At 55.0% G+C, this 12,408-nt stretch carries 11 protein-coding genes; 7 read left to right on the top strand and 4 right to left on the bottom strand.

Annotated features, from left to right (window positions below; genetic code table 11):
* Nucleotides 1-5 precede the first annotated feature (5 nt).
* The 5 genes from AC2FF7_RS09175 (at nt 6) to hsdR (ending at nt 6,213) form a co-directional block, all read left to right on the top strand.
* Nucleotides 6-287: a hypothetical protein gene (locus AC2FF7_RS09175; RefSeq protein ID WP_496905538.1), complete on the top strand. Its 282-nt coding sequence runs from the start codon at nt 6-8 to the stop codon at nt 285-287.
* A gap of 171 nt (nt 288-458) precedes the next feature.
* Nucleotides 459-1,907 (top strand): class I SAM-dependent DNA methyltransferase, encoded by a 1,449-nt coding sequence (locus tag AC2FF7_RS09170; protein ID WP_496905537.1) that lies wholly within the window; start codon nt 459-461, stop codon nt 1,905-1,907.
* Complete coding sequence (locus AC2FF7_RS09165) at nt 1,904-3,064, top strand: restriction endonuclease subunit S (RefSeq protein WP_496905536.1); 1,161 nt, start codon at nt 1,904-1,906, stop codon at nt 3,062-3,064. Before AC2FF7_RS09170 ends, AC2FF7_RS09165 begins: the two co-directional genes overlap by 4 nt.
* Nucleotides 3,061-3,876 (top strand): CBS domain-containing protein, encoded by an 816-nt coding sequence (locus tag AC2FF7_RS09160; RefSeq protein WP_496905535.1) that lies wholly within the window; start codon nt 3,061-3,063, stop codon nt 3,874-3,876. Before AC2FF7_RS09165 ends, AC2FF7_RS09160 begins: the two co-directional genes overlap by 4 nt.
* Before the next feature lie 12 nt (nt 3,877-3,888).
* Nucleotides 3,889-6,213, top strand: coding sequence for an EcoAI/FtnUII family type I restriction enzme subunit R (gene hsdR, locus AC2FF7_RS09155; protein ID WP_496905534.1), 2,325 nt, complete (start codon nt 3,889-3,891; stop codon nt 6,211-6,213).
* A gap of 28 nt (nt 6,214-6,241) precedes the next feature.
* On the opposite strand, the gene AC2FF7_RS09150 is transcribed toward hsdR, so the two are convergent.
* Together AC2FF7_RS09150 and AC2FF7_RS09145 are read right to left on the bottom strand one after the other, a co-directional pair.
* On the bottom strand, nt 6,242-6,970 hold the full coding sequence (locus tag AC2FF7_RS09150) for a hypothetical protein (RefSeq protein WP_496905533.1): 729 nt from the start codon (nt 6,968-6,970) through the stop codon (nt 6,242-6,244).
* 322 nt (nt 6,971-7,292) lie between these two features.
* A complete protein-coding gene (locus tag AC2FF7_RS09145) occupies nt 7,293-8,234 on the bottom strand; it encodes a pirin family protein (protein WP_496905532.1) in 942 nt (313 codons plus the stop codon).
* Nucleotides 8,235-8,419: 185 nt separating this feature from the next.
* Between AC2FF7_RS09145 and AC2FF7_RS09140 the strand changes: the two genes are divergently transcribed.
* A complete protein-coding gene (locus AC2FF7_RS09140) occupies nt 8,420-9,352 on the top strand; it encodes a pirin family protein (protein WP_496905531.1) in 933 nt (310 codons plus the stop codon).
* A gap of 67 nt (nt 9,353-9,419) precedes the next feature.
* Nucleotides 9,420-10,388 carry a 2-dehydropantoate 2-reductase gene (locus AC2FF7_RS09135; RefSeq protein WP_480866099.1) on the top strand — a complete coding sequence of 323 codons (969 nt, stop codon included), beginning with the start codon at nt 9,420-9,422 and terminating at the stop codon, nt 10,386-10,388.
* Nucleotides 10,389-10,396: 8 nt separating this feature from the next.
* On the opposite strand, the gene AC2FF7_RS09130 is transcribed toward AC2FF7_RS09135, so the two are convergent.
* Both AC2FF7_RS09130 and AC2FF7_RS09125 read right to left on the bottom strand, forming a co-directional pair.
* Nucleotides 10,397-11,875 (bottom strand): inorganic phosphate transporter, encoded by a 1,479-nt coding sequence (locus AC2FF7_RS09130; protein ID WP_496905530.1) that lies wholly within the window; start codon nt 11,873-11,875, stop codon nt 10,397-10,399.
* A gap of 92 nt (nt 11,876-11,967) precedes the next feature.
* Nucleotides 11,968-12,408 (bottom strand): NUDIX hydrolase (locus AC2FF7_RS09125; RefSeq protein WP_496905529.1); only part of this gene is annotated, 441 nt, incomplete at its 5' end.

The following is a 12,408-nucleotide window of genomic DNA, read 5'->3' as shown; positions in this document are numbered from 1 at the left end:
AAACCATGACATCCAAGACCAACCCCACACCGGCACCGCTTACCGATGACACCGAAAGCTGGAAGCGCACACTGTCTATCCTCGCGGGCATCCGTCAGGTGCGCCAAGAAATGCGTGAAGAAGCTGACCAGATCACAGCCGCATACCCCGACCAGATGATCAAACCCGGCCACGGGCAACGTGCCGATATCGTATCTGTTTTGGATGAGGGCTACGCATTAATGGTCAATGACATTCGACGAATTGCCCGCAGTTGCGGCTTGAAGATGCCTGATGAGCTGAAGTGATGAAATCACCAAGCCTCAGACACTGTGCGCTTGAACCAATTTGGGGCAGGGCGAACCTTCCATCAATGCTCAGCAAATCAGCAGTAGTCGGTGATGCTTTTCTGAGCTGACTACTGTTGATCTTTGCACCCTCAGGTGGAACTGTACCGCCAACAAACAGAGCAGGAAGACATGTACGAGAACGCGTTCAACAAGATCGAGCGGGACCTCCGCGCGGAAGAAGGCATCGCCAACGAACTGGATTATGTAGAGCAGACATCTTGGGTCCTATTCCTCAAGTATTTGCATGACCTTGAAAGCGAGCGACGCGACAGAGCTGAACTGGATGGCGAAGACTACGCGCCCATCATCGAAGGCGACTATCGCTGGGACAAATGGGCGGCACCCAAGGTTAACGGAGAGTTCGATCACAACAGCGCTCGCATTGGCGATGACCTGATCAAGTTCGTTGATCAGGAATTGTTCCCGTATCTCGCAGCCTTCCGTCAGTCCGCTACAGGCCCTCAGACGATCCAGTACAAGATCGGTGAGGTGTTCACTGAGCTGCGCAACAAGTTTCGCTCTGGGTACATCTTGAGGGATGTATTGGAGGCCGTAGACGGCTTGTCCTTTAACACACAAGCCCAGCGCCACGAACTCTCAGAGCTGTATGAAACCCGCATCCGTCGCATGGGTAATGCAGGTCGCAATGGAGGTGAATACTATACCCCACGTCCGCTTATTAGGGCAATGATCAAGGTAACTGACCCCAAGATTGGTGAGACGATCTACGACGGCGCTGTCGGCTCTGCTGGCTTTCTTTGTGAAGCCTACGACTACATGCGCACTGATAAGCTCTCGGCTTCCGACTTCGAGACGTTACAGACCCACACCTTCTACGGACAGGAGAAGAAGGGTCTCGCCTACGTCATTGGCATCATGAACATGGTCCTTCATGGGATCGAGGCACCCAACCTGATCCACTCCAACACGCTCAATGAAAACGTGATGGATATCCAAGAGAAGGACCGCCATGATATCATCCTCGCCAATCCGCCTTTCGGGGGTGGAGAACGGCGCGAGGTGCAACAGAACTTCCCGATCCGGACAGGAGAGACGGCGTACCTTTTTCTGCAGCACTTCATCCGCAAGCTGCGAGCAGGTGGACGTGCAGCAGTGGTGATCAAGAATACTTTCCTCAGCAATACCGACAACGCCTCCATCGCGCTACGCAAGGAGCTACTGGAAGCGGCTGAGCTGCATACGATCCTCGACTGTCCGCAAGGCACTTTTCAGGGTGCTGGTGTGAAGACCGTGGTGCTGTTCTTCGAGAAGGGCGCACCCACAAGAGACATTTGGTTCTATCAGCTCGATCCCGGTCGCAGCTTGGGCAAGACCAACCCACTCAACGATGACGATCTGGCTGATTTTGTGGAGCTGCAGAAGACTCGCCCTAATGGACCACAAAGCTGGATCGTGAAGCGAGCCGATCTGGACGAAGAGACGTATGATCTCTCAGTGAAGAACCCCAATGCACCTGAGGAGGCTCCTCTGCGGTCCCCTGAAGACATCATTGCAGACATGTTGGCGCGGGATGCGGAAACAGCCAAAATCCTCGAAGATATCCGGGGGATGTTGTGAAGGACAATGTAGACTTCGGCTGGGAAACGAGACCTCTCGGCGAACTCGTCGATGTTCTCGACCGGCTGAGAAAACCCATCACCAAGAAAAACCGTAAATCTGGTCCGTATCCATACTATGGAGCGACGGGCGTCCTCGATCATGTCGATGGTTTTCTGTTCGATGAGCCGTTGGTTCTGATCGGCGAAGACGGCGCAAAATGGGAGGCGGGTGCAAACTCTGCATTCTCAATCCAAGGGAAGACTTGGGTCAACAATCATGCTCACGTCATTCGCCCACACCGGGATACGGTTCTAGATGATTGGCTAATCTACTACCTGAACGGCGCTGACCTGATGCCCTTCATATCAGGAATGACTGTTCCCAAACTCAATCAAGGCCGCCTCCGAGAAATCCCGGTTCCCGTCCCACCCATCGAAGAACAACGGAAGATCGTTGCAATACTAGACGAGGCCCTCCAGGGTCTGGCTCGCGCCAAGGAGAACGCTGAGGTTAACCTGCAGAATGCGCGGGAGTTGTTTTCGGCCGCACTGCGCACCTTCTTCGCTGAAAATCGCGAAGATTGGCCGATGCAAAACATCGCTAGTGTATGTAGTGATTTCGGCAGAGGTAAATCTCGGCATAGACCCCGGAATGACCAACGCCTGTTTGGCGGCGATATGCCATTCATACAAACCGGCGACTTGAGCCAAGCCGATCATTTCTTGCGGGAGTATAGTCAGACATATTCGGCCGAGGGCGTAGCGCAAAGCAGGGTTTGGCCAAAGGGAACAGTTTGTGTCGCGATTGTGGGAGCGACGATTGGAGAGAGCGCGATCCTAGATTTCGACGCGTGTTTTCCTGACAGTGTAATTGGAATGATCCCCAATCCAGATAAGTCAGACCCGGAATTTCTAGATTACCTTTTGCAGTTTGTAAAAGAAGAGCTGAAAGAAGCTGGAAAAGGAAGCGCGAGAGACAACATTAACCTTGGAACTTTTAAAGATCGATTGTTCCCAATACCCGTTGTAAAAGCTCAGGCGCCAGTTGTAGCTGAGCTTTCCGAGCTTAACCAAAAGTCCCGCAGTATAAAAGCAATCTACCAACAACAACTCCAAGACCTTGAAGAACTCCGCCAGTCCCTCCTGCAGAAAGCCTTCGCGGGCGAGCTGACATGAGCTGGGCAACGAACCATGACGCCAGTCTTGATGTCCTGAAACAAGTTCAGGGAAGCCTGACTGTCGGCCTCATCATGGTTCCACGCAACGCCTTTGTCACCTGTCAGCCAGATGAAACCGCCGCTCAGATCAAAGCTCGCAATAAGGATCAATTCAGTTTTTTCCCGGTTGTGGACGACAGCAACAAGGTTGTTGGACTATATAACGCTGAGCGATGGTTTGATGAGGAAGCTCCTGACACACCGATAGCAGGCGACTTCAAACTTCTGTCTGAAGACATCGTGATCGGAGCCGACGCCAGCATCTTCGACTTCGTCAAACAGGCGGACACACATCAAACAAACCTCGTGGTTTCCGGCAACAAGATTTCTGGGTTGGTCAGCTTGTCCGATCTCCAAAAATTACCAGTTCGGGCCTCACTATTTGCACTCATCACCAGTCTGGAGATGGCAATGGCACTGGCCATAGAAACGCGCTGGCCAAGTTCTGAATGTTGGATTTCGCTGCTAAGCAATGACAAGAAAAGGAAACTGAAGCGCGAGATTGCCAGAGCCAAAGCGCGTGACGGGTTCGTTAGCGAAATCACCCTTACCCAGATAAGCGACAAGGCCGACATCATCCGAAAAGGGAAAGTGCTGACGCTGCGTTGCGATGAAGTAGAAGGACGCTTCGAACAGATCAGGGTCTTGCGCAACCAGGTTGCCCACGCCGATCACTATGCAGATACGCCAGAGGCTGCCAAAATGGTTTGTGAGGCCGTTCGCTCGATCTATGAAATAAAGGCGAAACTGCTTGAGGTTTTAAAGAAGTGATCGTTTGAACTGATGAGCATCTACGACGAAACCGAAGCCGATACTCGCGCAGAGCGCATTGACCCGGTTCTTGCTGCTGCTGGATGGGGCAAGAACGGCTCAAGAGTGCGTCGTGAGGTGATCTGTCCGGGGCGTATTCAGTCCGGCGGCACACGGGGACGAGGCCTCTCCGCCGACTATGTCCTGATCCACAAGGGCCAGAAGCTGGCTGTTCTGGAGGCCAAACGCGCAGGGATCAGTCATCGCGACGGGGTTGGTCAGGCCAAGGACTATGCATCCCGGTTGGGGTCACGCTTCGCTTACGCCTCCAACGGTTTGAGCTGGTACCAGATCGATATGACAACAGGGGCTGAGGGCGATTTATCTCTTCCGTTCCCCACACCAGACGAACTCTGGGATCTAACATTCGCATCGCAGAATGACTGGCGGGAACGCTTCGGAGCAGTGGATTTCGAGACAGACGGCGGCAAGTGGGAGCTGCGATACTACCAGCACAACGCCATTACAGCCGCCTTGGAAGCTCTAGCAAATGGCGACAAGCGCATATTGCTGACGCTTGCAACCGGGACAGGAAAGACATCCATAGCCTTCCAGATCGCTTGGAAACTGTTTCAGGCAAAGTGGAACCTGTCAGGTGAGCCAGTCAGGCGACCGCGCATCCTCTTCCTAGCTGACAGGAATATCCTCGCCGATCAGGCTTACAACGCATTCTCGGCGTTCCCGAACGATGCGGTTACTCGCATAGACCCCGACACGATCCGCAAGAACGGTGGCAAGCCTCCGAAGAACGCGAGCCTGTTCTTCACCATCTTCCAGACCTTCATGACGGGTGAGGGTGAGCCGGTGTACAAGGACTACCCCCCTGACTTCTTCGACTTCATCGTGATTGATGAGTGTCACCGAGGCGGTGCTAATGACCAGAGCGAATGGCGTCACCTGCTGGAATACTTTGAGCCAGCCGCGCAGCTTGGTCTCACAGCTACCCCCAAGCGCAAGCACAATGCCGACACCTACGCTTACTTCGGTGAACCGGCTTATACCTACGCACTGCGGGACGGTATCGAGGATGGCTTCCTGACGCCTTTCAAGGTGCGTCAGATGGCAAGCACCATTGATGAATATGTCTATGATGGCTCTGACGACGTTATTGCCGGAGACATCGAGGCAGGCGAAGCCTTCACCGAGAGCGACTTCAACACCCGTATCGTAATTGAAGAGCGCGAGCTGAGCCGTGTGCAAGAGTTCATGAGCCAGATAGACCAGCGACAAAAGACTTTGGTCTTCTGTGCAACGCAGGATCATGCCGGACTGGTCCGCGACCTCATCAATCAGGTCAAGGACAGCACCAACCCAAACTACTGCCACCGCGTGACCGCTGATGACGGTGCAGTTGGTGAACAGCACCTACGTGACTTCCAAGACAACGACAAAACGATACCGACTGTTCTGACCACGTCGCAGAAGCTCTCGACGGGCGTCGATGCGAGGAACATCCGCCATATAGTTCTGATGCGCCCAATTCGCTCAATGATCGAGTTTAAGCAGATCATCGGTCGGGGGACACGGACCTTTGAAGGCAAAGACTTCTTCACTATCTGGGACTTCGTGAAAGCGCATGAGAACTTCAACGATCCTGAATGGGATGGGGAACCGCTTGAGCCTGAAGCGCCCCGAGGTCCTCGTGTTCCAACGAGCGAACCCCCGGTAGATGAAGGCGAACCACCAGAAAACGGCGAAGATGCGGATGACCTCCCCCGAGAGAAGATCCAAGTCGCGCTCTCGGATGGGACAGTTCGCAACATCAAATACATCGCGGCCACCACCTACTGGAGTCCCGAGGGCAAACCGATCTCTGCGGCGGAGTTCCTGAAGCGTTTGTTTGGTGACCTGTCTGGGATTGTTGCGGATGAAGACCAATTGCGGTCGGTGTGGAGTGATCCTGACAACCGCGAACACTTTCTTGGGCAACTGTCTGACCGAGGGTATGATCAGGACAGGCTCGACGACATTCGGCGGTTAGTTGATGCTCCTGAGAGCGATCTGTTTGATGTACTGAGTTACATCCTTTTCACAAACGCCCCCAAGACTCGACACGATAGGGCAGACCGCGTGAGGGAAGGGTCGATAGATACCTTTGATGCGGAGACCAAAGACTTGCTGCTGGGTATCCTCAGGGCTTACGAGGCCGACGGGGAAAGCGAGTTGGCCACGAAGAAGTTGGGTCAGTTTCTGGTGGCGCGATATGGCAGCATCGGTGAAGGCAAAGAGAAACTCGGAGGCTTGGCAGCTGTTTCTCAGGCGTACCGAGAAATGCAACAGGATCTATACAGCGAGTAAGTTTTACATCAAAGGGTTTTAGTTCCAACTAATCCTCGATGTCTGATCGGGCGTGAACTCTACCGTCAGTATCCATCAACAGCTCGGCCGCGCCATCGTTGTCTCCGTCAAAGCCTACCCAATCCAAAACTCTCTCAACTAGACCGTCGTTGTCGCTAGGGTCCTTTATGAACTCTGTGATTTCAGCCCAACTAAAACTGTACCGTGCTGACGTGGTTCCGCAGAATGGATCGTAGTTCTCAATAACGTAATCAATGCCCTCATTAAAAATTATTGAAGGCTGTGAAAGCTCCACATCTGTTGACGAGCGCCGCCAAGCAGTTTCAAACGCAACTTGAGTTGCAATAGCCAGGTCTTGGTTAACTCCGCTGGGGTCAGTACTGTTTTTCAGCCAATCTCTGATCTGCCTTCTGATGGCCGAAGGGTGCGAGTGGTTTAGGTCGGCCAAGTCTCGAAATGGATCATTGGTTACGCCCCCAGTTTTCGCCTCGACCCATTCGAGTACTGTCTTCCAGTTTTGGAACACCCATCGCGCATCAGACCGATCTGAAGGTGGCAAGTCTCTCATCTCGGTATTTTGGACCTGCTGTCCGAATATCTTGGAACTTTTAACATGCCGACCAATTCGTTGAAGCTCAGCCCCGATTGAAAACCATGCCAGTACTTCATCTTCCTTGTCGGTGGCGGCTTTTACTTGATCTACTGCCGACTTGACGTTTTGCCTCAACTCAATCGCCCTTCCTTCGCGAAAAGTCACGTGACTTCCGTAGTTTAGTGCTGTGCCAGCACCAACGCGCGACGTTAGGTCAACTGACAGTGACGGCACTCAGTTCTCGCGCTCTATCCACAAAAACTCAAATGCCAACCACCTAACGGTTTCTTTGCTAACACTCCAGCTCGGACTGGAGCTGTAATTTCCTGCGCCGTCTTCTGAGCCGTGATCGGTGATGAAGTCACTATGGATCACACCTGAACGCCGTTAATTCGCCTCTAGCCCAAGGTTTATTGTCCGACATGGCCGCCTTGCTCATAACGCGGTTTCTGGTGCGAATATTGCAAAGGTCTGCACTGCGGGTAATCTACCGGTTAGGCAAAGGTATAAACTCCTGATCATCCCCGGGTGGCAGGTGGAACCGTGGGTTGCTATCCCAAGCCTCGGCCCTCCAAGCCTCTTTGGCTTCCTCTATCCGCTCTTTGGAGGACGCCACGAAGTTCCACCAGATGTGACGGGGTCCCTCAAGCGTTTCGCCGCCCAGCATCATTAGCCTTGCGCCTCTGTCACCGGCTTTCATCGACACCCGGTCACCGGGGCGGAATACCATCATTTGCCCCGCCTCGAAGGTATCCCCGGAGACCGTCACCGAACCCTCAACGACATACACCCCGCGATCCTCATGATCATCCGGTAGTGGAATGCTGGCACCGGCTTGAAGAATAGCATCGGCATAGAACATTTCTGCAGGTGTCTTGACCGGCGCACGTTCCCCGTAGGCGTTGCCGAGGATCAAGCGCACCTCCTTGCCTTCGCCATCCATCACCGGCAAAGCATCAGCAGGGGCGTGTTCAAAGGTAGGGTCTAGGTCCTCGTGGTCCTTTGGGAGTGCAACCCAAGTCTGAATGCCGAAGAATGGCATGGGGTCCACTTGGGTTTCATCATCGGTTCTCTCTGAGTGTGTGATGCCTCGGCCAGCAACCATCCAATTCACCGCACCCGGCTCGATCCATGAGTCCGTCCCAAGGCTATCCCGGTGGTGCATACGTCCACGGTATAGGTAGCTGACGGTCGCCAGACCGATATGAGGGTGAGGGCGTACGTCAATGCCTTTGGTTGGCAAGAACTCAACGGGTCCCATTTGATCGAAAAAGATGAAACTTCCAACCATCTGGCGCTTCGGAGCGGGCAGTGCGCGGCGTACCTCGAAGCCTCCTAAATCACGGGCGCGTGGGATGATGACGGTTTCTATCGCATCCACGGAGTCACCGGTGGGGCAGTGGGGGTCTAGCGCAGGGTTCCAAGACATGGGGCGTACTCCTTTAGCTCTGCTGATAAGATGGCGCATGGGAGCGTGAAGTGAACCCCAAGGGGCGCTCAGGGTTTGCGCGGGATTGCACAGGTAATCACTTAAACCAAATGATTTGAATTCTGGGGCAAAAATCTGAGCGGGTTATGAATACGTGATCCTTCCCACTATCCCCCGTGGCCCCCTTGGATTACTCCGGGATAACCCGCAAGATACCCACGGGATACTCTGTATGGCCGTGGGCCGCCTCGAAAATTGTTTATCTGACGCTATTTGGTAGCACCTATATCCCATTTCGAATAAATCTCTTCGATCAGATGGGCCCGGCTGAATTCATAACCGATGGCGGCATCGATGTGCGTCCGCACCCTCATATCGGGTTGGGCACTGTGACTTATCTGTATCAGGGAGAATTTGAACATCGCGACAGTCTGGGCACCCATCAGATGATCTATCCCGGTGAGGTCAACTGGATGGTGGCCGGGCGCGGCGTGACCCATTCCGAGCGGACAAGCGACCAGACTCGCGGTACACGTCACAGCCTGTTCGGCATCCAGACCTGGATCGCCTTGCCTGAACAACACGAGGATATGGCCCCGGATTTTGAACATCACAAGCAAGGCGCGCTGCCCCATATCCAGGATCACGGCGTGTCCGCCCGCTTGATTCTGGGTTCGGCCTATGGCGAGACCAGCCCTGTGACGATGCTGTCCGAAACGTTTTATCTGGATGTGCAGCTTGATCCGGGCGCGTCCTTTCCCTTGCCAGATGATCATGAGGACCGAGGGGTCTATGTCACCCAAGGCGCGGTCGAGATCGCAGGCGATACATTTGATGCGGGCCGCATGATGGTGTTCCGCCCCGGCGACCGGTTGTCTGTGAAGGCCGGCCCGACCGGCGCGCGCCTGATGCTGCTGGGGGGTGCAACGCTGAACGAGGATCGTTACATCTGGTGGAACTTCGTGTCGTCCTCGAAAGAAAAGATCGAGGTCGCAACACGGGAATGGAAAACGGCAGATTGGGCGAACGGGGCGTTCCACCTGCCGCCCGGCGATGATCAAGAATACATTCCGATCTCGGCAGAACTGGAACGCACCCGCCCAAGGCTTGCGCGCTGACGAGGCGTCAGGGGGTCTTGTCCACGACTCCGATCCCGGCGATCTTTACCGAAAGGGGAGGGTCGCCATGAAAATCGTGATCGCTGGCGCGGGCAGTATCGGGTGTTATTGCGGGGCTTTGCTGTCTCAGGGCGGCCACGATGTCACACTGCTAGGACGTGCGCGCATCTTTGCTCCGATCAAGGACCGAGGTCTGACGGTCACTGATTTCTCGGGTCTGCAGCAACATGTCTCGGACCTGACCCTCTCCGAGGTTCCGGACTGTCTTGCAGATGCCGAAGCCGTCATCGTGACTGTAAAAACCCCGGCGACGGCCGAGATGGCTGAATTGATCGCGCGATACGCACCGTCGTCAGCGCCAATATTGTCGTGGCAGAATGGGGTGGAAAACACCCGGGCTTTGCGCGCGGCCCTGCCGGGGCGGGACGTGCGGGCCGGGATGGTTCCGTTCAATGTGGTCCCGACCGACCCCGGCAGTTTCCATCGGGCGACTTCGGGAGAGATTGTGATCGAGAGCGGTGCCAGCGCGCTGGGGCAAAAGCTGAGCAGTCCGAACCTGCCAGTTGTTGAAAGCGATCAGATCGAGGCGGTGCAATGGGGCAAGTTGCTGATCAACCTCAATAATGCGCTGAATGCCTTGTCGGGACTGACGTTGAAGGACCAGCTTTTGGATCGGGAATGGCGCAAGCTGATGGCCGATCAGATGGCCGAAGCCCATGCGGTTCTGAAATCAGCAGGTCTTTCCGTGGTCTCGACCACACCGCTTCCGGCTTGGATGACGCCTTTCATCCTGCGCCTGCCGACCCTGCTGTTTAGTCGAATAGCCGCCCGGATGTTGACGATTGATCCTTCGGCGCGCACATCCATGGCCTATGATCTGATGGACGGTAGGCCAACCGAGATTGACAGCCTGCAAGGTCAGATCATTCGCCTCGCGGCTGTCCAGGGCCGGGCTGCGCCGATTTGCCAGAAGGTTCGCGACCTTATCGAAGGTCGACCCACCACTTCGATGACCCCGCGGCAAATCAGGGGTTGAGCATTGTTTTATTGAAAGGCCGTCAGCATCCAGAAGATCACGGCTGACATAGCAGCAGCAGCCGGAACCGTAACAACCCATGCCGCGATAATGGTCATGAAATGCGAACGCCGCACCAGTTTACGCCGCTTGTGCTCTTCCCGCGCCAAACGACGCTGGGGCGGTCGCTGCTGGTTCGAGGCTTTCCAGCGGCGATCTGAATGCCATTCACGATAAAAACCAACGCCGAACACGGCGCCAACAGCGATATGTGTCGAACTGACGGGCAGACCCAGCCAGCTTGCAACGATCACGGTAATCGCAGCCGACAGTGCCACGCAAAAGGCACGCATCGGGTTCAGTTTGGTGATCTGGCTGCCAACCATGCGGATCAGTTTGGGCCCGAACAGGAACAAGCCGAAAGATATCCCGAAGGCCCCGATCACCATAACCCATGTCGGAATCGCAACTTTCGAAGCAACGTCACCGAACTCGGCCGCGTGCACGATTGCGGCCAAGGGGCCGACTGCGTTGGCGACATCGTTGGCGCCGTGGGCGAAGCTCAGGAATGTAGCCGAGATGACCAGCGGCAAACCGAACAACGACTTCAGTGATTTGGTCCGGTTTTCCAGCCCTTCGGATTTGCGGCGCACCCATGGAATAGTTGCCGACCACGCCAAAATTCCTGACAGCAGCCCAACCAGCAGTGCGATTTCCAGATCGACTTTCACGATCCGCTTCAGCCCTTTAACGGCCAAATATGTTGCGAATGCTCCGGCCATGACGCCGACCAGAATGGGAACCCATCGCCGTGCAGCAGCGATCTTGTCATCCTGATATTGAATTTTGGCCTTGATCAACCCAAGGAAACCTGCAGCAATCACCCCACCCAATACCGGAGAGATGACCCAGCTTGCCGCAATGGCGCTCATGGTTGCCCAGTTGACGGCGCTTAGACCGGCTGCGGCAATACCTGCGCCCATAACTCCACCCACGACCGAATGTGTGGTCGAAACCGGAGCGCCAACCCAAGTGGCAAGGTTAACCCACATCGCCGAAGATATCAGCGCAGCCATCATAGCCCAGATAAACACGTTGCTTGTCTGAACCGAGGCCGGGTCGATGATGCCTTTCGAAATCGTGGAAACCACGTCTCCTCCGGCGAGCAATGCTCCAGCGCTTTCGGCAATCGCTGCGATAACAATGGCGCCACCCATGGACAGCGCATTGGCGCCGACGGCTGGGCCCATGTTGTTGGCCACGTCATTGGCGCCGATGTTGATTGCCATGTATGCGCCGAACGCGGCTGCTGCGACTACGATTAGTCCACCATCTGCCTGGCCAAACAGAACTGCCGCCGACAAACCGGCAAGGGCAATAAAGGCCAGCGCAATCCCCGGTGCCAGCATGGGGCGTGCCACGTGGACATTCGCGGTTTCAACGCGTGAGATACGATTCAGATCGCTGTCCAGCGTTTGCCATCGGGTTTTTGAGCTTTGGTCTGACATAGTGTTTCATACCGAAAATCGGATCGACGCATGCCGCTATCCGGTTTCCGGTTCAGGGACAACACCGTTGTCATCAATTTGTCGCTTAATTGTTACAATCGTCTCAGCAAGTCACGCAGCTCGGGCTCGTGCACCCTCTCGGCTGCGGTCGTGGGCGATACCCACGCGCGTGTGCGCTGATCTTTTTCTGGGTAGTCTTCGGCCAGGTCCTGAACCTCGATGCGGAAAACAGTCGTCAGAACGGGTTGTGCCGAGCCATCCTTGAGGATTTTCTCATATGCAAATTTCCCGATGGGTTTTTCCTGAACGGTTCGCGCCCTTACCCCGGCTTCTTCCCAGGCTTCCTGTCTTGCGGTCTGTGCACCATTGAGCCCGTCAATCGGCCAACCTTTTGGTATGATCCAACGTCCGGTATCGCGGCTTGTAATCAGCAGAACCTGCACGCCTTCGTTTGTATTCCGAGTGCACAACGCGGCAAATTGCACCCTGCGCGGGCGCAGGATCAGAGGTCTTGCGACCTCTTCCCAAATATT

This window comes from Ruegeria sp. YTSC325, assembly GCF_059609525.1.
This window is presented reverse-complemented; position numbering and strand designations above follow the sequence as displayed.

Excerpts from the sequence above, each read along its gene's own strand:
- AC2FF7_RS09175 (WP_496905538.1), top strand. The coding sequence starts at position 6 with ATGACATCCAAGACCAACCCCACACCGGCACCGCTTACCGATGACACC.
- AC2FF7_RS09170 (WP_496905537.1), top strand. The coding sequence starts at position 459 with ATGTACGAGAACGCGTTCAACAAGATCGAGCGGGACCTCCGCGCGGAA.
- AC2FF7_RS09160 (WP_496905535.1), top strand. The coding sequence starts at position 3,061 with ATGAGCTGGGCAACGAACCATGACGCCAGTCTTGATGTCCTGAAACAA.
- hsdR (WP_496905534.1), top strand. The coding sequence starts at position 3,889 with ATGAGCATCTACGACGAAACCGAAGCCGATACTCGCGCAGAGCGCATT.
- AC2FF7_RS09145 (WP_496905532.1), bottom strand. The coding sequence starts at position 8,234 with ATGTCTTGGAACCCTGCGCTAGACCCCCACTGCCCCACCGGTGACTCC.
- AC2FF7_RS09135 (WP_480866099.1), top strand. The coding sequence starts at position 9,420 with ATGAAAATCGTGATCGCTGGCGCGGGCAGTATCGGGTGTTATTGCGGG.
- AC2FF7_RS09130 (WP_496905530.1), bottom strand. The coding sequence starts at position 11,875 with ATGTCAGACCAAAGCTCAAAAACCCGATGGCAAACGCTGGACAGCGAT.